The organism is Maritalea myrionectae (assembly GCF_003433515.1).
Lineage (GTDB): Bacteria > Pseudomonadota > Alphaproteobacteria > Rhizobiales > Devosiaceae > Maritalea > Maritalea myrionectae.
Window position 1 is genome coordinate 2,684,243 of sequence record NZ_CP021330.1, and the last position, 21,298, is coordinate 2,705,540.

Here is a 21,298-nt window from a genome sequence, read left to right on the forward strand (position 1 = left end):
TCAGATCGGCGGCTTTTTCTTTGCCTCGGTGAAATCGGGCGAAAAACTCCAAAAAGTTTTACACAATTTCAGCAAGATTTCGGCAAATTTCACTGCTTTTTGACGGCACTTATATATCCATGCGCCAAAATTTGCGCGCGCTCGAATATTGCGTCTCGTTCTGCTTGTTCTGAAGTGAGCCGCCCCGCGATCAAGCCGTTGAGCGCCAGGATCAAATCTCGCGCCGCCGCGGCGGGTTGTGGCACTGCAAATTGCGCCAGCACGCCAGCGACGATCTCCACCAGTTCAGTTTTGAAGACGGCGCTTTCTTCCGCCAAGGGCAAAAAGCTTTCCGCATAGTCCAGCGTGCGCCCCACCATGGGCCAGCGCATGTGATGATCGATGGTGACGTGCAACAGCGCATCCAGCGCGGTCCCGAGCGGTTGGTCGGCGGCGCTTTCGGCCACGGCGGCCAGCCCATCGCGCAGTTGGGTGCGCTTTTGCCGGATCAGTTCGATCAAAATGGCGTCTTTGCCCGGGAAATATTGGTAGAGCGTGCCGATGCTCACCCCCGCCACCTCGGCGATGTGATTGGTGTTTAGTTTCTCCAGCCCGTCGCGCTGCAAAATACGAGTACTGGCCTGCAAAATCGCGTCATAGGTCGCGCGGGCGCGGGCCTGACGCGGGGTTTTGCGGGGGCTGGCGGGTGATGCGGGCATGGGCGGCAAATGCGAGTTTCCAAAAATGAGTAATTGCTCGACTATTGCACTCAAGTGATTGATTGTAAATGAGGTGCAGGCGATGGCCTTTGAGTTTTTGGATAGCAAAGCGTTAGTGACCGGCGGGGCGCGAGGGATTGGTTTGGAAATATCCAAGCTGCTGATTGAGCGCGGGGTGCATGTGGTGGCGCTGGGGCGCAATGAAGAGGATCTGACGCAGTTGCAGCAGCAATTCCCCCAGGCGGTGACGCCCATCGCTATGGATTTGACCGACCCGCAGGCGGTGGACCAGCTGGTGGCGGATATGGCCTGGGCGCATCCGGACTTGAACATGCTGGTGAACAATGCCGCCTTGCAGGTGGAGATGGACGCGCTGGCGGGCGACCCGGCGCAAAACATCATGAATGGGCGCCGGGAGATCGCGCTTAACCTCGATGCGCTGATGACACTGAGCCTTGGCCTACTGCCGCAATTGGCGCGGCAAGAGCGGGCGCTAATTTGCAACATCAGCACCGGGCTGGCCCTTGCGCCCAAAGCCGCCTCGCCTGTTTATTGCGCCACCAAAGCCGGGGTGCGCCATTTCACCCGCGCCATCCGCTATCAATGCGAGGATGCCGCCGCCCCCGTGCAAGTGAGCGAGGCGATTATGGCGCTGGTGGATACGGACATGACCAAAGGGCGCGGCAGTGGCAAAATCTCGGCACAGCAAGCGGCCCGCGAAGTGGTGGACGGGTTGGCACGGGGAAAGGATGAAATCTGGGTCGGCAAGGCCAAATTGTTGAAATATATAAGCATCTTTGCCCCGCCGCTGGCGGCGAAAATGTTGCGCTAGGCTATTTCAACGCTTTTTGCAGCACTTTTTTGAAGGCGGTGGGCAAGGCTTCACCCGTCAGCGTGTCGCGCGGTTGCCACCAGCCTGTTTCCGTTGGCGGCGTGTCGCTTTGGATGAACCAGACGGTCACCTCCAAGGCGAAATGGGTGAACACATGGTCGATGGTGCCGCGCTTGTGCCAATCACCTGTGAAGGGAAACGCGGGTTCGGTGCGGTCACCGATCCACTCGCTGCCCGGCACCTCTGTCATGGCGGCAAGCAGGCCTTTTTCCGGACGCTGGCGCAGGAAGATTTCGCCGCGCTGGTTTTGCACCACAAAGGCATGGCCAAAGCGCTGGGGCTTTGGCTTTTTCGGCGCGGCCACCGGATAGTTTTCCGGCGCACCGGATTTTCGGCCCGCGCAATTTTGTGCGATGGGGCAAATCAGACAGTTGGCGCGTTTCGGGGCGCAGATGGTGGCGCCCAAATCCATAAGACTTTGGGCAAAGTCCCCGGCCCGCTTGGGCACGGACCGCGCCACCACTTCGCGCACGAAGGGCTTTTGATCGCGCACTGGCTTGTCCAAAGCGGTATAGCGCGCCACCACCCGGTCCACATTGCCATCCACCACGGCCACTTGCTCATCAAAGCAGATCGCGGCGATGGCGGCGCTGGTGTAGGGCCCGATGCCGGGCAGTTTTTGCAATTCTTCGGCGCTGGCGGGGAAGATGCCATTGTGCTCTTCGACCAGCACTTGGGCGCAGGCATGCAGGTTGCGGGCGCGGGCATAATAGCCAAGGCCCGCCCAGGCTTTGAGCACATCGTCGCGCGGGGCGGCGGCGAGATCAAAAATAGTCGGCCACTGCGAAGTGAAGGCCGCAAAATATTTCCCTACCGTTGGCACGGTGGTCTGCTGCAACATAATTTCCGACAGCCAGACGAAATAGGGGTTGGGCAACACCCCTTCTGCCCGCGCCTGCGGCCCCACGCGCCACGGCAAGGTGCGGGCCGAGCGATCATACCACTCGAGCATCGCTTCCGCGTCTAAGGTGGGGGCGTTTTTCCCCCTAGTTTTTGAGATTTTTTCATGCATGATGGGCACTCTACTGCGTTGCGCCGCTGGCTCAAGCCTAAAGCACCATTTGTGCGCAACATATTTGAACGGGCACCCATGGCAGAGAAGAAAAATACTAGGCCGTACAAACATTGGAACCGCGCCAAGTCAATTTCGGAATTGGCCGAGCGGGCGATTGAACCGCTGGCGCAAAAGCGCGGCTTTGCCAATGCCGAACTGCTGACCCGTTGGGCGCATATTGTGCCTGAACCGTTTGATCAGTCCGTGATCCCCGACCAGCTCAAATGGCCCCATTCCGGCCAAATGGAAGGTGCGGCGGGCGCTGTGCTCACCGTGAGCGTCGACCCCATCTACGCCCTCGCCTTCACCCACGAAACCGACATGATCAAAGGCGCGATCAACCGCTATTTCGGCTTTTATCTGGTGGATAAAATCAAACCCTCCCGCCGCCCGTTTTTGCCGCAGCAGCAAGAGGACACCCGACCTCAGTTAAGGCCGCTGACGCCGAAGGTTGAGGCGGAGCTGAATGCGGAGCTGGATGGCATTGAGGATGCGGAACTGCGCGAGGCGTTGATGAAGCTTGGCCGGGGGCTTAAGGGGCGGAGGTAATCAACCCTTTGCCTGAAAGAGTGGCAGATCCCCAGTTAATTGACCTTCGATTTTCCTTATTGCTCGCTCCTGTTGAACATCCACCCACACCTTGCATACTTCTGCGATCCGAGTTTTGAGCTCTTCATAAGAATAAAGCTGAATACCCTTTGCCTCGTGCAAGACAACTTTACTTTCGAGGTCAAAACCTTTTCGATTGAATTGCAGAACGCCAAGTTCAAAATCTGCAAACATGGTTGGGTCGAGCTTTCGAATTTGCTCGTTCATAAGAGAGAATACAAACCGTCGGCTTTCAACGTCAAGTGCGCTAGTTTCTCCCCTAGGATCAACCAGCAGAACAAATTTTTTACCATTTATTGTAAATGCAGCATTTTCCCACAGCCGTACGTCAAAACCTTGAAGTGTACGAAATGGTTCGTGTGCGTGCTTAACTCCAAACACTTTGTTCTCCCGACAGAAGTCAAATAGAACTCTAGCAACCCAGATATTATTTTTGAAATTTTGCTCGGGTCTACGACTGCTGTCGCACTTTTTCTTTATGAGGTGCTCAATATGGGAGAAGTCAACTACAGCCCGCTTATCGTCAATCTCCCCCATTCGAATACTAAATATGTCTGGGAAATTTTGGCGAAGCGGTGAGTAGGTATAGCCATGAACGAAAGAGCTATAGGTAGTAATCGCGGTATAAAGTTGGTGCTGAGGTAAAACAGCAAATTTTGCCAAATCAGTTGGGTTTAATGGGACAATCTTCAAATTCTGGCTCCAGCATAGAGTTCGCAGAAACGCTACTAAGGTGGAATCGAAAGCGCTCCTTAATTAACTCATCGCTTATTCTCCCGCCAATAGCAACCCCTGTTCTTGCTTTGTCCACAACCACAGCCCATGGAGAACCTGGAGCATGCGATAATGATACAAGCAAAGAAGCTGGAAGTTTGGCATATCTTTCAACTACTAAGTCGACGACTTCCAAGATTGCAGGATCTTTAGGCGGCGCCAGCTCTCTAACTTCGCCTGAAAATATGTCCTTTAATACTAGCTGACTGACAATGCTCTGCCTGCCATTTGACTTGAGTTCCCGATATAGAAGTGGGTGCACAGGGCCATATTGCCATGCTTCAAAATAGCCACTAACTAGCGGACTGTTATGGCGGAGCAGAAACATGCCATGAGCGAAATAAATCAACTTCTGAAGTGAGAGATTTGTTACTTTAAAGCCGTCTTGACGCGAGCGTTCGATAAATAGGTTAGCAACAATGCGTGGATCTATAGCAGAATCGTTCATGCATCGCTCCCTTCAAACACGAATCGAACATATCAGGAACTTTCCTCTGCACCAAGGGCTCACCCTTGTAAAGAGATTTGTTTCGCGTCGAAAGAGCTCCTAACGATAGTCGTCATTCTCGCGCAGGCGGGAATCCAGAATGGATTATCTTCGCGGAAATTCAATAATGGAGAGCGTCCTGGTTTGTGCTGCATGGACCCTCGGGTCAGGCCCGAGGGTGACGGTGGTGGGTGGGTGAATATAGTGCTCAAGACTCGCTGTTTTATGCGTCGACAGGTGAAATGGATTGTAAGACAGATACACGCTTACGCCGCAGGGCTGGTTTTGCGATTACATGGGCGGTGGTTTGGGCAGTGCGAATTGTTCGAGCGCTGCTTGGACCCCGGATCAAGTCCGGGGTGACGCGGGAGTTTTGGGTTGGTGCGGTGCTATGTCTAACAAACCGCTTTTGAGATATCTCTGCCAAATACTCTCCCGTCATTACCGGGCTTGACCCGGTAATCCATGTAGCGGCAATGTTTTCGCCATGGGTGGATGGGTTTACATCATGAGCAACAAGATGAACGGCACGCTATATGTTGGCGTGACGAGTGACTTGGTGCGGCGGGTTGCTGAACATCGTGAGGGTGTTGTTGAAGGATTTACCAAGGACCATGAGTTGAAGCGTTTGGTGTATTTTGAAGCGCATGATGAAATTGGCGCGGCCATCCAGCGGGAGAAGAGTTTGAAGCGCTGGTCGCGGGCTTGGAAAGTTGAGTTGATCCAGAAATTCAATCCGTTTTGGGATGATTTGTTTGATCAGATTTGTGGGTGAATTGGCGTTGTGCCATTTCGCTTGTGCTGCTTGGACCCTCGGGTCAAGCCCGGGGGTGACGTTTGGGGTGTGGGCGACGCCGGAGAGCGCGGCTACTGCGGTGCCAATACGTCCCTACCCCACCGCCTGCCACGAGCCCGGCGCCTGGCCGGTCCAGCGTTTGAAGGCGCGGGAGAAGGCGCTGGGGTCGGAGAAGCCGACGAGGTAGGCGGTTTCGTTGGCGGAGACTTTTTTCTCGGCCAGATAGTGGCAGGCCATTTTGTGGCGGAGGTCGTCGCGCAATTGTTCGAAGGAGATGCCTTCGGCTTTGAGGCCGCGATATAGGCTTTGGCGGGAAAGGCCCATTTTTTCGGCCACCTGATCCATGGTCAATTCGCCCGTGTGCAGCACGGGGATCATGATGCTTTCGGCTCGGCCCTTCATGGTTTTGCTGCTTTCCAGCTCTTTGAGCAACGCGTCGGCATGTTTGGAGAGGATGCCGAAGGCATAGCGGTCGGCATAGTCGGTTTCCACCGTGAGCCATGAGGTTTCAATTTCCATGGCGTTGCGATCGGCCGCGAATTCAACCGGGGCCTGCAGCACCCGGTCATAATCCTTATAATGGACGGGCCGGTCGTGGGTGACCTTGATGCGTTTGACGAAGGGGGTATCGCCAAAATGGCGGCGGAACTCGCAAATGAAGCGGCCAAAGGTGCTTTCGGTGAGCTCGGGAAACTCATTGGGGTTCAGCCGGGTATCTTCCAGCCACAATTCATGGCCTTCAGGCACCAGGGCAAAGCGCTCGCCAGCAGTGCCGATATCCACTTCGGCCACAAGCTTGCCATAGCGATTGAGTTGCTCGAGCGCCTCGCCCATATTGGCGGTGGATTCAGCGATCAGCCCGACAATTGAGGTGCGGACAAAGGGCATGTCCCAACAATAATCCAGCGAGAAAGCCAGATTGTTGGTGTGTTCGACACCCAGCTGCATCATGCGGCGAAACTTTTCCATCGGCACGCGGTTATCCGCATCGGCGAAAATGGTGTCATCCAGTTCGATCGCAGCCAAAAGGGCCGAACGGGACGCACCCTTATCCACCGCATAATCCAAGATTGATTTTAGATAACCAGCTGAAACGCTGCCTTTTTCCATCGCTGTGCCCCCACGTCGCCCCACATCTTAGTCAGGTGATATGTGGGGTCAATAAAATGATTTCTCAAGTCATTTGCGGCGTGGCGAAAGCGGCTTATGTGCAAGTCACGTTAATTATGCAGGATGAAAATGATGAATGTGAGTTTGCAAAAAGCCGGCGGTTGGGCCGGATTGGTGGCCGGTGGCACTTATATTTTTGGCTTTGGCCTGTTGCTCGCCGTGTTTGCGCCAGGGGGCTATTTTGAGGGCGAAGCCGCAGATAAGGTTCAGTTTATGATCGACAACAAGACCCTGCTCGCCGTGTGGAATTTTGTCATCTGGATTACGAACAGTTTTGCCATGGTGGTGCTGACCGTAGCGCTTTATGATCGGCTGAAAGGCGGCGCCCCGGCTTTGGCCGCGGTCGGGTCTGCCTATGGCTTGATCTGGGCTGGCCTGATTTTGGCAGCAGGCATGGTGTCGAACATCTCACTGGCGGCGGTGACGGGCATGGCGGCAAGCGATCCGGAAGGGGCCGCAACCCTTTATCTGGCGCTATCGCATGTGGAAAACGGCATTGGCGGCGGCAATGAGTTGGCCGGGGGCTTTTGGGTGCTGGTGATTTCGCTGGGGGCGTTTTTGTCAAACCAGCTGCAAAAGCTGCTCAATATTTTGGGCATGGTGATCGGCGCGGCGGGTCTCTCCACGCTGATCGCCGGTGCCTCGGAGATTGGCGGTTCGATCTTCGGGCTTGGTTTTATCGTCTGGTTTATCTGGGCAGGCGTCTATTTGCTCAGGACAAAAGCGTAAGCGCGAGCGCTGCGAGATAGCACAGGGCCACAGCGATAAAGGTGGCCAACATGCCATATTGCAGGGCGCTGTTCAGGGTGCCCTGCGGATAGGCCAGCTGCATGGCAACGCGCACGGCCCACAGCAAAGATGTTGCGGAAAGCACAACGATCAACGCAAAGCGATTGGCTTGCCCGCCCCACGCGAAGGCCAAGTTGATCAGCCCGAACAGGACCAGCGACAGGGAAAAGAAGACATTGGTGGCCCGCACAGCCACAACCAATTCGGTGGCGGCTGGGTCCATATAATCGTACCATTTCCACAAGGTCGGCACGAAGAAGTGCCATGCGCCAAAGCCGATGGACACCACGCTGCCCAACGTCACGAGAATTTTTGCCAAATGTCCCATTTTGTCCACAAACCTGCTTTTCATCACTCAAATGTGAGGGGCATGAAAAGCAGCATAAATGCCCTGCCCTCTTGCTGCCATCATTATTATGTGTAAGTTGCCATCAAACAATTGATGGAGAGCGGAACGTGGAACTTTCTCGCAGACATATGCTGATGGTTGGCGCTGGGGCCGGTGCCTTTTTGCTGGCCGGGTGCGACAACAATAACGGCAATGCGCAGGCTGAAAACAAAAGCACAGTCAACACAGCCGATAATGAAACGCCAACAGAATACGCCCCAACAGGCGATCTGATGAAGCCTTTGGCGTTTGAAGATCGGTTTATCGGCAATGAAGATGCCAAAGTGACCGTGATTGAATATTCATCACCCACCTGCTCGCACTGTGGCACGTTCCACAATTCTGTTTATCCGCAGTTTAAAGAACAATATATCGACACCGGCAAAATCCGGTTTGTGGTGCGCCCGTTCGTGCGCAACATTCTTGATGCCGTTGTTTATATGCTCGCCGCAAGCGAGGAAGAAGGCGTGAATGTGGATTATTATGAGATCCTCAAAGTGTACTTTGAGAACCAGCGCACATGGGCAAGTTCTCAAACGCCACGCGATGCAATTGCTGAAATCGCACTAAATAACGGATTTACACAGGAAACCTTCGACGCCAGCTTGACAAACCAAGCGCTTTTTAAGGAACTAGAACTGTTGCGGACCCAGGCGATTGAAGAATTCAACCTGAGTGCGACTCCATCGTTCTTTGTGAACGGCAAGTTGATTGAAGGGGTAGTTCCGCTTGAAGATTGGGCTAAAGAAATCGATCCACTTCTTTAGACCCTCGCACTCCGATAAAAGAGGCGCGGGATGAAATTTTCGCGTCTCAAGCTTGTCGGCTTTAAAAGCTTTACCGACCCCACAGAAATTCACCTCAAACCCGGCCTAACTGGCATTGTTGGCCCCAATGGCTGCGGCAAGTCCAACCTTGTGGAAGCCTTGCGCTGGGTCATGGGGGAAAACTCCTATAAAAATATGCGCGCCTCGGGCATGGATGACGTGATCTTTTCCGGCTCGTCCAACCGACCGCAGCGCAATTCGGCCGAAGTGAGCCTGGTGCTGGACAATAAAGACCGCACCGCCCCGGCCATTTTCAACAAAGATGACGAATTGGAAGTCACCCGCCGGATTGAGCGGGAGCATGGCTCAGTTTATCGCGTGAATGGCCGCGAAGTGCGGGCGCGCGACGTGCAGCTTTTGTTTGCCGATGCCTCCACCGGGGCGCACAGCCCGGCGCTGGTGCGCCAAGGGCAAATTGGCGAACTGATCGCCGCGAAACCCGTGCAGCGTCGCGCCATCTTGGAGGAGGCTGCAGGGATCTCGGGCTTGCACTCGCGCCGCCATGAAGCGGAGTTGCGGTTGCGGGCAGCGGAAAACAATCTCGATCGTGTGGACGATATTATCGGCCAGGTGAGCACCCAGCTTGAAAATCTGAAGCGGCAGGCGCGGCAGGCAACGCGCTATCGCGGGCTTTCGGGAGAAATCCGCAAAGCTGAGGCGACCCTGTTTCATTTGCGCTGGGTGAACGCCAAGGTGGCGGAAAAAGAAGCACAGGCCGAGCATGAACGGCTGGTCAATCTGCTGGCCAATGCCACACACGTTGAAATGGGCGCCCGGCAAAAGCTGGAACAATCTGAAGCCGAACTCACACCGCTGCGTCAGGCAGAGGCAGAAGCGACAGCGGCTTTGCAACGGCTTAAGATGGCTTTGGAACAGCTAGAGGCCGACGCGCGGCGGGCGAAAAACCGGCGCATCGAGCTTGAAGGCCGCGCCAAGCAGGTCAATGCCGACGTGGAGCGCGATGAGGCGCAAATCAAGGAAGCCAAAGAGTTTTTGCTGGGTTTGATCGACGAGCAGAAGGGTTTGCTGGCCGACGAGGAAGCCGAAACCCAAGACATGGCTGCCGCGCAGCAAGAAGCGGAGCGCACCGGGCAAGCGGCTGAAGAGTTTGAGCAAGGGCTGAGCACCGCCCGCGACAAGCTGAGCAATTTGCGGGCGCATAAAGCCCAAACCGAACGCAGCCTGAACGATGCGCGCACGCGCGCCGAAAAATTGGCGCGGCAATTGGCGGATGTGCGCGAAGAAGCACAGCAGGTTGTGGCCAAACTGCAGGAAGACAAAACCATCCAGCTGCGCGAACGCGAGCTGGAAGACGCCAAGGCGGCGATGGCCCAAGCCGAGCAAGCCGCGGATAATGCGGAAGCGAACGTTGCCACGACGCAGAACAAGCTGGACGCATTGGTCGATCCGCGCAACGCCGCCAAGAGCGACGTGACCCGCTTGGACGCGGAGGCGCGCGCCATTCACAATATGCTCAATGTGCAGGATCGGTCGCTTTGGCCCGCGGTTGTGGATGCGCTGCAAGTTGAGCCCGGCTACGAAACCGCTCTGGGCGCAGCCTTGGGCGACGATCTGGATGCCTCTTCCGATGCGGGAGCGCCAATTTATTGGGCGGGTGCCGAAGCGAAGGGCAGTGATCCTACCTTACCTGCGGGCGCAACGCCCCTCAGTGATTTTGTGCGGGGCAGCAATCTGGTTAGCCGCCGCCTGAACCAAATTGGTTTGGTGGAATTTGCAGATGGCCAGTCGTTGCAAAACCAATTGCAAGTTGGCCAAGCGCTGGTGACCCTTGAAGGTGATTTGTGGCGTTGGGACGGGTTTGTGGCGCGCGCCGATGCGCCAAGTGCCGCCGCACAACGGTTGGCGCAGCGCAACCGTTTGCAAGATATTGAAGCGGATTTGGCCAAGGCCAAACAGGCTGCGACTGCCCTTGAAGCGCAGTTTGACGAAGCGTCAACAGCACTGAAGCAAGCGCGGCAGGAAGAACAGGCCAAGCGGCAGGCCTATCGCGATACCCAACGGCAAATCAACGTGGCTCAAGGGGCGCTGGATGCGGCCCATAAAGGCTTGGTGGATTTAACCTCTCGGCGCTCCGCATTGGAAGAAGCGGAAATTCGCCTGAAATCAAGCCATGATGAAGCGCTGGGTTTGATGGCCGACGCGCAAAAATCTCTTGATGATATTGAAGATGAAAGTGCCCTCGCCCAAGAGATTGAAGCAGCCAATGCGAAATTGGCTGAGTTGCGGCGCGTGGCCAATGATGCGCGGATGCGGTTGGCCGGGTTTGAGAACGCAGCGCGCATGCGCAAACAACGGTTGGAGCGGATCGGCGGCGAACAACAGAAATGGCAAAACCGCCTAAATGATACGCAAGCGCACCTTGATGTTTTGGCCAATCGCCAAAGTGATATTGAAGAACAGCTTGAACAGCTCGCCAGCGCGCCGGATCAGTTCAGCGACAAACGCGCAAAACTGGACGACCAGATCGAAGATGCCGCCCATGCGCAAAAGCGCGCAGCGGACAAGGTGGCTGTTGCACTGGAGCGGCAGCGCAACGAAGATAAGGATGCCCGCGAAGCGGTAAGCGCCCTCTCCCGCGTGCGCGAAGAGATCGCCCGGATTGAAGAGCGGCTCAAATCGCTGGCCAGTCAACGCATGCAGATTGAGGAAATGGTTTCGGAAACGCTGGATATTCCCGCCAGCCGCACGGCGGAAGTCGCTGGACTGAAAGCGGAGCAACCGCTGCCGGAAATTGAAAAAGTGGATGCCAAGCTGGAGCGCCTGAAGCGGGAGCGGGAGCGGCTGGGCGGCGTCAATTTGCGCGCGGAGCAGGAAGCGATCGAAACCGAAGAGCAACTCGGCATTATGGTGACGGACCGCGAGGACTTGATCGCGGCGATTGCCAAGCTGCGCACGGGCATTTCCAGCCTGAACCGCGAAGGCCGTCAACGGCTGACCGAGGCGTTTGAAAAGGTAAACGCTCATTTTACCGAGCTGTTCACAAAGCTATTTGGCGGCGGCACGGCGGAACTGACCTTTGTGGAAAGCGATGATCCGCTGGAAGCTGGCTTGGAAATCATCGCCCGCCCACCAGGGAAAAAGCCGCAAACCATGACATTGCTTTCCGGCGGCGAGCAGGCTCTGACAGCGATGTCGCTGATCTTTGCGGTGTTTTTGACCAACCCCGCGCCGATTTGCGTGTTGGACGAAGTGGACGCGCCGCTTGATGATGCCAATGTGGAGCGGTTCTGCAATTTGCTGGATTCCATGCGCGAGAAAACCGACACACGCTTTGTGACCATCACCCACAACCCGATTACCATGGCGCGGATGGATCGCTTGTTCGGCGTGACCATGGCGGAAAAGGGCATTTCCAACCTTGTGTCGGTGGACCTGACTACGGCCGAAAGCTTTTTGGAAGACGTGGGATAGAAGAGACGAAATCAACGTAATTTTTTCGGACAAAATAAAGGGCCGGCACAAGGCCGACCCCTTACGCGTTTTATAGGTTTCGGCTTGGGCGTTAGATATCCCAAAAGCCGCCGTCCCCCATATCGTCACCGATATCTGTGAGTTCTGGCTCTTCAATGATGCCGTCATTGTTTTCGTCATATTTATAAAAGACGCCGGTGGCGAACTCGGTTTCAGACAACAAACCATCATTGTTTGTGTCCCATGTGCTCAACAGACCGATATCGCTCCACCCTTCGGCAAACTCGTTGGCCAGAATGACACCGTCACCATCAATGTCCCATGCATCCCAAGACACGGTTTGATCAAACCAGTAGTCAGGCGCACGTTGGGTGTCGGCCACATATTCAGGCGCGGTTACTTCACCGCTCTCATCAGAATCGATGGTTTCATAAACGCCGACGCTGAGCTCCTCACCGGAGATCAAGCCGTCTTCGTCAATGTCCCAAACCTCGAACACGCCGCGATCAGTGAAGGCGGCTGAGAACTCTGTAGCGCTCATGACGCCATCGCCATTTGTGTCCCATGGGGCCACTTGAGCCATTGTTGGCGCGGCGGCCATGGCGAACATGAGAGCTGTTGCGCTAGTGAGGGTTTTGAACTTAGTCATCATTTTCCTCCTTTCGCTTTCTGCGTATATCGGCCCAACGACGAGTGCGCGCAATTGTTCCAAATCAAAAATAAGCAAGTTGGCGCGGACAAATGAGCGCGGCGAATGTGTGATTGCTGAAAGCGCTATTGTGCGGGTGCAGGACCGTCTGCGAGGAGTCCAAGCTGCGCAAGTTGCCGCGTGGCCAACTCCTCCAGCCCCTCAATTTCCGGCAAGCTCCGCGCCAACAAATTGAGTTGTTCTATCAGGGCGAATAGCTGTCGTCCGAGGCGGGCACAATCTGTTGCGCGCGGCAGGTCTTTCGCATTCACCCCCCAACGGCAGATTTCAGCCAATCGGGTAATGCGGTCTTGATTGATTTGTTGCAAGAGTGCCCTCAACGCGGGTTCATTTTCGCGCAATTCCACAGACAGGTTGGTGAGCAAGCATCCTTTCCGCTCACGGTCGTGCACATATTGTGCGCACATTTCTTGCAACAGCATGGTGAACAGCAATTTCACATCGATGGGTGGATACGCCATCACCAAGGCCATCTGCGGAGATTGCAATTCATAATAGATGATCAGGTTTTTCAGCAGCGCCTCACGCGAACCAAACGCATTATAAAAACTGGATCTTGGCAATCCAAGATGGTCTGACATGCCCTTCACGCTCATCGCACCGATGCCTTCGCGCCAGAACATGTCGAGCAAAAGATCATAGGCATCATGCGGGGCAAAGGATTTAGGGCGAGCCAAAGGTGCGCACTTTCAATTTATCAAAGAAAAGCAAATTATATTATTGTACAATCATGTATAAAATTCAAGTGTTCAGCGAATCTGAGTTGTCCGGCCATTAGAATTTGTGGCGAAAAAGTGCGCGAAGTTGAAAACAATGCCAATTTGTCGCAATAAAAAGATTCTGCCAGTTCTAATTTGCGTTTATTTTCTTATATTTAGCATCATATAACCAATCTTGACACCAAATTGGCAAGGCCCTATGTTGCCCCGGAATTTGAGGGGTACGATTTTTCGTACAAATTGCCGGTTTTGGCAGGTTGGGAAAATGACCAATTCTGATAAAAATGGCGCCGAAAAAGACGCCCCCAAAGGTTTGGTTGGAGGTGTTCCAACTGGCGACCTTGATGCCCGCATCCGTGCGGCGCGCCAAAAGGGTGGCTATGGCGAATATCAGACCAAACCGAAAGAGCACCTGAGTGGACACGCGAAAGCGTCGCGGTTGGGCACCGAGTTTATCGCCGCGATCCTTGTTGGGGGCTTTATTGGATATTTTGCCGATATGGCGATGGGCACAACGCCCTGGTTCTTATTGGTGATGGTGTTGGTGGGCTTTGTTGCTGGTGTTCTCAATGTTGTGCGGGCTGCCGCGCGGATGAACGCCGAAGCGATCATAACACCGGACATGGATTTGGGACCGGAAGCGCATCGAGACGATGCTGACGGAAAATAGCGATAAGGGGCTGGAGCGTGGCAAACGATCCAATTAAACAGTTTAAGATCACTGACATTTTCACCATTGGTGGTGCAGGCGAAGGCGAAACAGGCGGTTTTGAAATCGCGTTCACCAACTCTGCCCTGTTCATGGTGATTACTGTTGTTTCGATCTCTGCATTTTTGATCCTGTCGACACGCGGCCGTGGCCTTGTTCCAGGGCGGTTGCAGCTTTTATCTGAAATGCTCTACGAGTTTGTGGCCAATATGGTGCGATCATCGGCAGGCACTGAAGGGATGAAATTCTTCCCGTTTGTGTTCTCGCTGTTCATGTTCGTTCTGGTGGCCAACTTGTTCGGCATGGTGCCTTACTTCTTCACCGTAACCAGCCACATTATTGTGACCTTCGCTCTCGCCATGTTGGTGATCAGCGTTGTGATCATTTACGGCTTTATGCGCAATGGCCTGGGCTTCTTGAAGCTCTTCGTGCCAGCGGGTGTTCCCGGTTACGTGTTGCCGATCGTTATTCCGATTGAGATCGTTTCGTTCCTCTCTCGTCCGATCAGCCTTTCAGTTCGTTTGTTTGCCAATATGCTTGCGGGTCACATCACTTTGAAAGTGTTCGCCGGCTTTATTGTCAGCCTCTCTTCGCTTGGTGCGGTTGGTGTTTTGGGTGCCACCTTGCCATTCGCTATGACCGTTGCGCTTACCGCGCTTGAATTCTTGGTGTCTGCGCTGCAGGCCTATGTGTTCGCGGTTCTAACTTCTATGTATCTGAATGATGCAATTCACCCAAGCCATTAACAAATAACAGTTTTCAACTAACAATGCGGCAATTGTCGCAATAAGGTCCAGCTTTTAAAGGAGTCTAAAATGGAAGCGGAAGCAGCAAAATTCATCGGTGCCGGTATCGCATGTGTTGGCATGGCAGGCGCAGCAATGGGCGTGGGCAACATCTTTGGCAACTTCTTGTCAGGTGCGTTGCGCAACCCATCAGCAGCACAAGCTCAATTCGGTAACCTGATCTTTGGTTTTGCCGTGACTGAAGCTTTGGGCATCTTCTCATTCTTGGTTGCCCTTTTGCTTTTGTTCGCCGTTTAATCAACGCGCGTTAGAAGTTTTAAGGCAGCCCACATTTAAAATGGGCTGCCTTTCATTGCATTTTCGCCAGATTTTGGCACACTAAATGCACTGTTGGTTGCCTGATAAAGGCGACGGTAAAAACCAGGTATTCAAATGGCAAGCAGTACAAATAGCGCACACGAGGCAGCGACAGGTGTTTTCCCACCGTTTGATCCAAGCACTTTTGGATCACAGCTCTTGTGGTTGGCCCTAACCTTTGCTGCGCTTTATATCTTGATGAGCAAGGTCGCCCTGCCCCGCATTGGCGAAATCCTTGAGGTGCGTCGTGATCGCATTGAAGGGGATTTGGCTGAGGCTGAGCGGCTAAAGCAAAAGACAGACCAAGCCATCAAGTCTTATGAAGCGGAATTAGCCGACGCAAAACAAAAGGCGCACAACATTGCCGAGGAAACACGGGATTCAATCCGTGCTGATCTCGAAAAGAAGCGCGCTAAAGTTGAAGCGGATTTGGCAAAGAAAATGGCCGCTGCGGAAAACGATATTCGCGAAACCAAAGAGGCCGCTATGGGCCACGTTGAGGAAATTGCATCAGACACAGCTTTGGCGATTGTGACCAACATTGTTGGCCGCACAGCGCAAAAAGCCACGAAAGATGCAGTCGCGAAAGTGGTGAAGGGATAACAAGATGGAATTAGATGCAACCCTTTGGGCGTTTGTCGGTCTTGTTGTCTTTTTGGGTTTGGTCACCTATTTGGGCGTGCCCAAAAAGATGACTGCAGCCTTGGATGATAAGTCTAAGAAAATTGCGGATGAGCTGGAAGAAGCGAAACGCCTGCGCGAAGAGGCACAGTCTTTGTTGGCTGAGTATGAGCGCAAGCGCAAAGCCGCTGAAGACGAAGCTGCGGAGATTATCGAAGCTGCCAAGTCTGAAGCCGACCGCTTGACCGAAGAAGCCCAACAATCATTGGATGATTTGATCACTCGCCGCACAAAAGCGGTGGAAGAAAAGATCGCCCAAGCAGAATCACAAGCGATTGCTGACGTGCGGGCCCGCTCTGCGGACATCGCTGTCGAGGCTGCAAAGCTGGTTCTGGCCGACAAAATGGCTGATAAAGGCGATGCGCTGATTGACGCAGCGATCAAGGATGTTTCTTCTAATCTGAACTAATTGATGGTTTCAGATGTTGAAATTGGAAGCGGGCTCCGGCCCGCTTTTTTTATGGCCGCAGCCGGGCAGCACTTTCTCACTTAGTGAGTTGAAACCCGCCTTGACCTTGCCCTCATGGCTAGCCCGTCTGGTCGTCGGCGTCCTGCTCCGCTTTACGCGCCTTAGCCTCCTCGAATTTTTCGAATTCATCTACCGACTGGCGCAACATTGTATTGGCGATGCGCGTCACCAGGGCGACAAATATCCCCATGCCGGAAATGACATAAACCACGGTGAATAGTTTGCCCAAATTTGTTTCCGGTGTGATGTCACCGTAGCCGACGGTAGAGATGGTCATCACGGTGAAATAGAGCGCGTCAATCGGCCCCCACCCCTCAATCAGCATATAGATCAGGGTGGCAAACAGGATGATGGCAATTGTCATCGTCAAAATTGTGCGGACAATCTCATCACCAAAAGCGGCTTTTAGGCCGTGCCAGAAAACTGAAATCTTTTGCACAAAGCATCTCCATTTTTCGGAGGTTTAGCACTGTCCGCCCTCCTAAACAATAAGTGCGACAGTGGCTTATTGAACTTGGCGGTAAATTTAGGCACTATGCAACTATATTTAAGTCGAGGATTTTTTATGAAGTTACACCCCATGTTGATGTTTAAGGGCAACGCGGCGGACGCGCTTGAGCACTACACAAGTGCCATGCCTGCTGCAAAGGTAACCGATAAGCGTGAGCGCGAAGACGGCACCATTGAATCAGCCAATTTGATGTTTGGTGAAAACCAACTCCTGATGATTGATAGCCCCATCGATCAACCGTTTGACTTTACACCATCCTTTTCCCTGTTTGTGTTCTTCGACGATCCCGTTAGTTTGGACCTCGCCTATGAACGTTTGTCTAAAGGCGGGCAAGTGATGATGAAGCTCGGTGAATATGATTTCGCGAAGCGATATGGGTGGGTGTGTGACCAGTTTGGTGTGAGCTGGCAACTTTGTCTGCCACAAGCTGAATAGTGGCGTATCCCACCATCAATATGGACCTCGATGCTTATGTGAAGCGCTCTCGTTCGGGGGCATGTTTTATCTGCGGCATGATCGCAGGTGATCCGCGTTTTAAGCATCACATCATTTATGAGGATGACGACAACATCATCTTTCTTAGCAAGTATCCGACATTGCCAGGCTACACTATCGTCGCGCCCAAAACTCATATTGTGGATTTGGCGGAGGAGCTTGGCCCAACCAAATATCTGGATATGCAGGCAAAAATCCATACTGTTGCCCGCGCACTGAAAGATCTATTTGATGCGGAGCGCATCTACATATTGTCTTTGGGGAGTCATCAGGGAAACAGCCATTTACATTGGCATGTGGTGCCGCTACCCCATGGCGTGCCTTATGAGAAGCAACAATACTATGCCTTAATGGCCGAAAATGGCATTTTGGACATTTCTGATGACGATATGAGGGCAATCGCAAACGAAATTGAAATGCGTTATCGCGCATTGGCACCCTAAATGCAGGCTGGGTTTGGCCCGGAAGGCTGCGCTAGAGCGTCAAGACCATGAAGGGCAATGTTCGGGCCGGGTATTGAATCAGAAGGCACTACGCCCGTCTTTTTAAACCCCATATGGGCGTAAAAAGGCTCGGCATGGGGATCGGCCACAGTTGTCATCCGTTTGGCGCCGAACGCACGGGCGTGATCGATGCCCCAATCAAGCAATTGCCGGCCCACGCCCTTGCCAACGCAGTTTGGTTCAACGAACAACATCTCGAGATCAAAACCGTCATCTGTTCGATCAAGTCGGATCACACCGATGGGCACGCCAACGTCTTCTGCCACCCTGACGGTGTGTTGCACCAAGTCATGTTCTGTAATCGTCAACTCGTCCCGACACGCTTCAATGAACTCGGCATCATAAGGCCAATGCGCTTTTGACCGCAGACAGAGGTCGCTTAGCTCACCAACTTCTTCAATGCGGGCAGGTCGAATAATCATTTGGTTAGGATGGGGCGCTAATAAAGCAATAAAAAGGCGGCGGGCTCTGCAGCGCCCACCGCCTAATGAAGCGGTATTTATTTGTTATTGTTTTACCGCTTTTGTTTCGGTTCACCTCACTTTGGAGATGAAAAAACCGCCCCGCGATGACACGCGGGACGGTTTGATTTATTCAGCCGCTTTTCGCTGCTCTGGCTTTTCCCATTTAAGGATTGGGGAACGGGCAGCGCGGGTTTCATCCAAACGACGAAGCGGCGCTTTCATGGGGGCGTTGGTGAAACGCTCCACATTGCCGGCCTTTGCGTCTTCCATCAGCTCGCGCATGGTGCCGATAAACTGATCCAGCGTGTGAAGGCTTTCGCTTTCTGTTGGCTCGATCAACATGGCGCCGTGCACCACCAATGGGAAATACATGGTCATGGGGTGATAACCCTCATCGATCATGGCTTTGGCCAAATCGAGCGTTGAAACGCCTGTGCCTTTCAAGGTGCTATCATCAAACAGCACTTCGTGCATGCAAGGCTGATCGCCATAAGGCGCGTTGTACAGGTCTGACAATTTCGCCTTGAGGTAGTTGGCGTTCAACACCGCGTCACGCGCAGCACGGCCAAGACCGTCCAAACCGTGAGAGGCCATATAGGTCAAGGCACGAACATACATGCCCATTTGCCCATGGAACGCTGACAAACGGCCAAGATGATCGCTGCCTTCTCCTTTGTTTTCCACCAAGGTGAGCTTGTCGCCTTCGCGCTTTGCGTAAGGCAATGGCGCATAAGGGGCCAACGCATCAGACAAAACAACCGGACCAGCGCCTGGACCACCGCCACCGTGGGGGGTGGAGAAGGTTTTGTGCAGGTTGATGTGCATCGCATCGATGCCCAAATCACCCGGACGGATGACACCCATAATGGCGTTGAAGTTCGCGCCATCACAGTAGAAGTAAGCACCAGCTTCGTGCACTGCATCCGCGATTTCAATCACGTCGGGTTCGAACAGGCCACAAGTGTTTGGGTTGGTGAGCATAATGCCCGCCACATTTTCATCCAACGCATCTTTAACAGCTTGCACGTCCACCGTGCCGTCTTCGCGGGCTTTGATGGGCTTCACTTTGTAGCCCAAGAATGCCGCTGTGGCTGGGTTTGTGCCGTGGGCGCTTTCAGGCACCAACACGATATTGCGGTGGCCTTGGCCGTTGGCTTCGTGGGCCGCTTTGATGGCCATCATGCCGCACATTTCGCCGTGGGCACCAGCTTTAGGTGTCATGGAAACAGCTTTGGTGCCGGTCAATTCCATCAACCAATGCGCCAATTGCTCCATCAATTCAATCGCGCCTTGTACGGTGGATTGGGGCTGCAATGGGTGAATATCCGCAATGCCGGGCAAACGTGCCATTTTCTCATTGAGGCGCGGATTGTGCTTCATGGTGCACGAGCCAAGCGGGTAGAAGCCCGCATCGATTGAATAGTTCAACCGGGAAATGCGCACATAGTGGCGCATGGCCTGCGGCTCGGTGAGCGCAGGCAAATCAATGTCTGATTTGCGGGCAAAATTACCGAGCTTTGAACTCACCTTCTTATCGAGCGCCGGCAAATCAACACCAGATTTTTCTTTGGTGCCAATTTCAAAGATCAATGGCTCGGAAGGCAGTAAAGCTGCGCCGTTTGCGGATGATGCGGCAACATTGTCCACACCTGTTGGACGGCCTTGATTGTTCAACATCAGATGACCTCCTTCAACGCGCTCGCAAGCGCTTCAATATCTGCATCGCTGGTCAATTCAGTCGCTGCGATCACCAATAGGTTTTCAAGCTCCTTCTTGCCCGGCTCCAACCGTGACACAGGCACACCTGCGAGCACGTTTTTGTCAGCCAAGGCTTCAACGATTGGCGCCGCCGCCTTTGGCAGCTTCACGGTAAACTCGTTGAAGAAGTGATCGTTCAACACCTCGACACCGTCAATAGCGCCAACCGCCTCGGCCGTTTTCACGGCTTGCTGGTGGTTCAACAGTGCCAAATGCTCAATGCCCTTTTCACCCAACAAAGACATGTGGATGGAGAAGGCCAAGGCGCAAAGGCCAGAGTTGGTGCAGATGTTGGACGTGGCTTTATCGCGGCGGATATGCTGCTCGCGGGTGGAGAGCGTCAGCACAAAGCCGCGTTCGCCTTCCGCATCAACTGTTTCGCCACATACGCGACCGGGCATCTGCCGCACAAGGTTCGGATGGGTGGCCATCAAGCCGACATAGGGTCCACCAAATGTAAGCGGGTTGCCGATGGATTGGCCTTCGCCAACCACAATGTCCGCCCCTTGGGCGCCGGGAGATTCGATGGCGCCGAGGGACACCACTTCGGTGAACACGGCGATCAACAGCGCGCCCTTTTCATGGGCCGCGTCAGCAATCGGCCGCAAATCGCGCAAATTGCCATAAAAGTCTGGGGATTGAACAACAACACAGGCCGTGCTGTCGTCAATCTGCGCAATGATGTCTTCTTGCGCTTGTGGGTCAGCCTGCATGCATTTGAATGCAGGGTCTTTGCCCAAATAAGTGGCGATGGTGTCGCGATATTGCGGGTGCAACCCACCAGACACAACAACACCATCACGCTTTTTCAGGCGACGGGCCATCAACACGGCTTCCATAGCTGCGGTTGAACCGTCGTAAAGCGAGGCATTGGCCACTTCCATGCCCGTCAGGTTGGCCACTTGTGTTTGAAATTCAAACAGCATTTGCAGCGTGCCCTGAGAAATTTCAGGCTGGTAGGGGGTGTAGGCGGTCAAAAACTCTGACCGCTGGATCAAATGGTCCACGCTGGCGGGCACATGGTGGCGATAAGCCCCTGCCCCAACGAAGAATGGACCATCTCCACCGGCGCGGTTCTTGGCCGCAAGCTGGCGAATATGCGCCTCTACGGCAAATTCTGGCTGATGATCAGGCAAGTCTGGCTTGGCTGTGTCAAAAACCTTTTTCGGTACGCGTACAAACAGCTCGTCATCGCTTTTGATGCCAATGGCATCGCGCATAACCTGTCTGTCTTGATCACTATTTGGAAGATAGCGCATAT

General features: G+C 53.9%; 25 protein-coding genes. 13 read left to right on the top strand and 12 right to left on the bottom strand.

The features are described from left to right. Positions 1–89 precede the first annotated feature (89 nt). Positions 90–698, bottom strand: coding sequence for a TetR/AcrR family transcriptional regulator (locus MXMO3_RS13530; RefSeq protein ID WP_117396207.1), 609 nt, complete (start codon positions 696–698; stop codon positions 90–92). A gap of 82 nt (positions 699–780) precedes the next feature. Here MXMO3_RS13530 and MXMO3_RS13535 point away from each other — a divergent pair, with 82 nt between their 5' ends. After that, on the top strand, positions 781–1,530 hold the full coding sequence (locus MXMO3_RS13535) for an SDR family oxidoreductase (RefSeq protein ID WP_162889276.1): 750 nt from the start codon (positions 781–783) through the stop codon (positions 1,528–1,530). A 1-nt stretch (position 1,531) separates the two neighbouring features. Here the strand turns inward: MXMO3_RS13535 and mutY are convergent, their stop codons facing one another. Further along, positions 1,532–2,602, bottom strand: coding sequence for an A/G-specific adenine glycosylase (mutY, locus tag MXMO3_RS13540; protein ID WP_117396209.1), 1,071 nt, complete (start codon positions 2,600–2,602; stop codon positions 1,532–1,534). On the opposite strand from mutY, the gene MXMO3_RS13545 reads away from it, so the two are divergent. After that, positions 2,597–3,193, top strand: coding sequence for a DUF721 domain-containing protein (locus tag MXMO3_RS13545; protein WP_117396210.1), 597 nt, complete (start codon positions 2,597–2,599; stop codon positions 3,191–3,193). The two genes, mutY and MXMO3_RS13545, sit on opposite strands and share 6 nt — an antisense overlap. Here MXMO3_RS13545 and socB read toward each other — a convergent pair whose 3' ends face one another. Together socB and socA are read right to left on the bottom strand one after the other, a co-directional pair. Further along, positions 3,194–3,946, bottom strand: a complete 753-nt coding sequence (gene socB, locus MXMO3_RS13550) for a type VI toxin-antitoxin system SocB family DNA replication inhibitor toxin (RefSeq protein WP_162889277.1) — start codon at positions 3,944–3,946, stop codon at positions 3,194–3,196. Next, complete coding sequence (gene socA / locus MXMO3_RS13555) at positions 3,918–4,475, bottom strand: type VI toxin-antitoxin system SocA family antitoxin (protein ID WP_117396212.1); 558 nt, start codon at positions 4,473–4,475, stop codon at positions 3,918–3,920. Before socA ends, socB begins: the two co-directional genes overlap by 29 nt. A 526-nt stretch (positions 4,476–5,001) precedes the next feature. On the opposite strand from socA, the gene MXMO3_RS13560 reads away from it, so the two are divergent. Continuing rightward, a complete protein-coding gene (locus MXMO3_RS13560) occupies positions 5,002–5,289 on the top strand; it encodes a GIY-YIG nuclease family protein (protein WP_117396213.1) in 288 nt (95 codons plus the stop codon). Positions 5,290–5,403: 114 nt separating this feature from the next. Here the strand turns inward: MXMO3_RS13560 and MXMO3_RS13565 are convergent, their stop codons facing one another. Further along, positions 5,404–6,420 (bottom strand): AraC family transcriptional regulator, encoded by a 1,017-nt coding sequence (locus MXMO3_RS13565; RefSeq protein WP_117396214.1) that lies wholly within the window; start codon positions 6,418–6,420, stop codon positions 5,404–5,406. A 129-nt stretch (positions 6,421–6,549) separates the two neighbouring features. Here MXMO3_RS13565 and MXMO3_RS13570 point away from each other — a divergent pair, with 129 nt between their 5' ends. After that, the gene (locus MXMO3_RS13570; RefSeq protein WP_117396834.1) at positions 6,550–7,209 is read left to right on the top strand and encodes a DUF4386 family protein; all 660 of its coding nucleotides are present in this window, start codon (positions 6,550–6,552) and stop codon (positions 7,207–7,209) included. On the opposite strand, the gene MXMO3_RS13575 is transcribed toward MXMO3_RS13570, so the two are convergent. Beyond that, positions 7,193–7,597 carry a hypothetical protein gene (locus MXMO3_RS13575; protein ID WP_162889278.1) on the bottom strand — a complete coding sequence of 135 codons (405 nt, stop codon included), beginning with the start codon at positions 7,595–7,597 and terminating at the stop codon, positions 7,193–7,195. The genes MXMO3_RS13570 and MXMO3_RS13575 overlap by 17 nt on opposite strands. A gap of 128 nt (positions 7,598–7,725) precedes the next feature. Between MXMO3_RS13575 and MXMO3_RS13580 the strand changes: the two genes are divergently transcribed. Both MXMO3_RS13580 and smc read left to right on the top strand, forming a co-directional pair. Next, positions 7,726–8,424 (top strand): thioredoxin domain-containing protein, encoded by a 699-nt coding sequence (locus tag MXMO3_RS13580; protein ID WP_162889279.1) that lies wholly within the window; start codon positions 7,726–7,728, stop codon positions 8,422–8,424. Between the two features lie 30 nt (positions 8,425–8,454). Beyond that, positions 8,455–11,916 (top strand): chromosome segregation protein SMC, encoded by a 3,462-nt coding sequence (gene smc, locus MXMO3_RS13585; RefSeq protein ID WP_117396217.1) that lies wholly within the window; start codon positions 8,455–8,457, stop codon positions 11,914–11,916. A 91-nt stretch (positions 11,917–12,007) separates the two neighbouring features. Here smc and MXMO3_RS13590 read toward each other — a convergent pair whose 3' ends face one another. Both MXMO3_RS13590 and MXMO3_RS13595 read right to left on the bottom strand, forming a co-directional pair. Next, positions 12,008–12,565, bottom strand: coding sequence for a CREC-EF hand family protein (locus MXMO3_RS13590; RefSeq protein WP_117396218.1), 558 nt, complete (start codon positions 12,563–12,565; stop codon positions 12,008–12,010). A 125-nt stretch (positions 12,566–12,690) separates the two neighbouring features. Further along, positions 12,691–13,302, bottom strand: coding sequence for a TetR/AcrR family transcriptional regulator (locus tag MXMO3_RS13595; RefSeq protein ID WP_117396219.1), 612 nt, complete (start codon positions 13,300–13,302; stop codon positions 12,691–12,693). Between the two features lie 307 nt (positions 13,303–13,609). Between MXMO3_RS13595 and MXMO3_RS13600 the strand changes: the two genes are divergently transcribed. From MXMO3_RS13600 to MXMO3_RS13620, 5 genes are all read left to right on the top strand, one after another. After that, positions 13,610–14,014: an AtpZ/AtpI family protein gene (locus MXMO3_RS13600; protein WP_117396220.1), complete on the top strand. Its 405-nt coding sequence runs from the start codon at positions 13,610–13,612 to the stop codon at positions 14,012–14,014. A 17-nt stretch (positions 14,015–14,031) separates the two neighbouring features. Further along, positions 14,032–14,799: a F0F1 ATP synthase subunit A gene (locus tag MXMO3_RS13605; protein ID WP_027833624.1), complete on the top strand. Its 768-nt coding sequence runs from the start codon at positions 14,032–14,034 to the stop codon at positions 14,797–14,799. Between the two features lie 69 nt (positions 14,800–14,868). Further along, positions 14,869–15,096, top strand: a complete 228-nt coding sequence (locus MXMO3_RS13610; protein WP_027833625.1) for a F0F1 ATP synthase subunit C — start codon at positions 14,869–14,871, stop codon at positions 15,094–15,096. A 135-nt stretch (positions 15,097–15,231) separates the two neighbouring features. Next, positions 15,232–15,759, top strand: coding sequence for a F0F1 ATP synthase subunit B (locus MXMO3_RS13615; protein ID WP_051213187.1), 528 nt, complete (start codon positions 15,232–15,234; stop codon positions 15,757–15,759). Positions 15,760–15,763: 4 nt separating this feature from the next. Then, the gene (locus MXMO3_RS13620; protein WP_117396221.1) at positions 15,764–16,246 is read left to right on the top strand and encodes a F0F1 ATP synthase subunit B family protein; all 483 of its coding nucleotides are present in this window, start codon (positions 15,764–15,766) and stop codon (positions 16,244–16,246) included. Positions 16,247–16,364: 118 nt separating this feature from the next. Here the strand turns inward: MXMO3_RS13620 and MXMO3_RS13625 are convergent, their stop codons facing one another. Then, positions 16,365–16,745, bottom strand: coding sequence for a potassium channel family protein (locus MXMO3_RS13625; protein ID WP_117396222.1), 381 nt, complete (start codon positions 16,743–16,745; stop codon positions 16,365–16,367). Between the two features lie 126 nt (positions 16,746–16,871). Between MXMO3_RS13625 and MXMO3_RS13630 the strand changes: the two genes are divergently transcribed. After that, complete coding sequence (locus tag MXMO3_RS13630; RefSeq protein WP_036220822.1) at positions 16,872–17,252, top strand: VOC family protein; 381 nt, start codon at positions 16,872–16,874, stop codon at positions 17,250–17,252. Positions 17,253–17,272: 20 nt separating this feature from the next. Then, entirely contained in the window at positions 17,273–17,755 is a 483-nt protein-coding gene (locus MXMO3_RS13635; RefSeq protein ID WP_245985845.1) for an HIT family protein, read from the top strand. Here MXMO3_RS13635 and MXMO3_RS13640 read toward each other — a convergent pair. The 3 genes from MXMO3_RS13640 to gcvPA all read right to left on the bottom strand — a co-directional run bounded on the left by MXMO3_RS13640 (position 17,752) and on the right by gcvPA (position 21,296). After that, complete coding sequence (locus MXMO3_RS13640; protein WP_117396223.1) at positions 17,752–18,237, bottom strand: GNAT family N-acetyltransferase; 486 nt, start codon at positions 18,235–18,237, stop codon at positions 17,752–17,754. The two genes, MXMO3_RS13635 and MXMO3_RS13640, sit on opposite strands and share 4 nt — an antisense overlap. A 168-nt stretch (positions 18,238–18,405) precedes the next feature. Then, the gene (gene gcvPB / locus MXMO3_RS13645) at positions 18,406–19,956 is read right to left on the bottom strand and encodes an aminomethyl-transferring glycine dehydrogenase subunit GcvPB (RefSeq protein ID WP_117396224.1); all 1,551 of its coding nucleotides are present in this window, start codon (positions 19,954–19,956) and stop codon (positions 18,406–18,408) included. Next, complete coding sequence (gene gcvPA / locus MXMO3_RS13650) at positions 19,956–21,296, bottom strand: aminomethyl-transferring glycine dehydrogenase subunit GcvPA (protein ID WP_027833630.1); 1,341 nt, start codon at positions 21,294–21,296, stop codon at positions 19,956–19,958. The genes gcvPB and gcvPA overlap by 1 nt, the downstream gene beginning before the upstream one ends. Between the last annotated feature and the right edge of the window lie 2 nt (positions 21,297–21,298).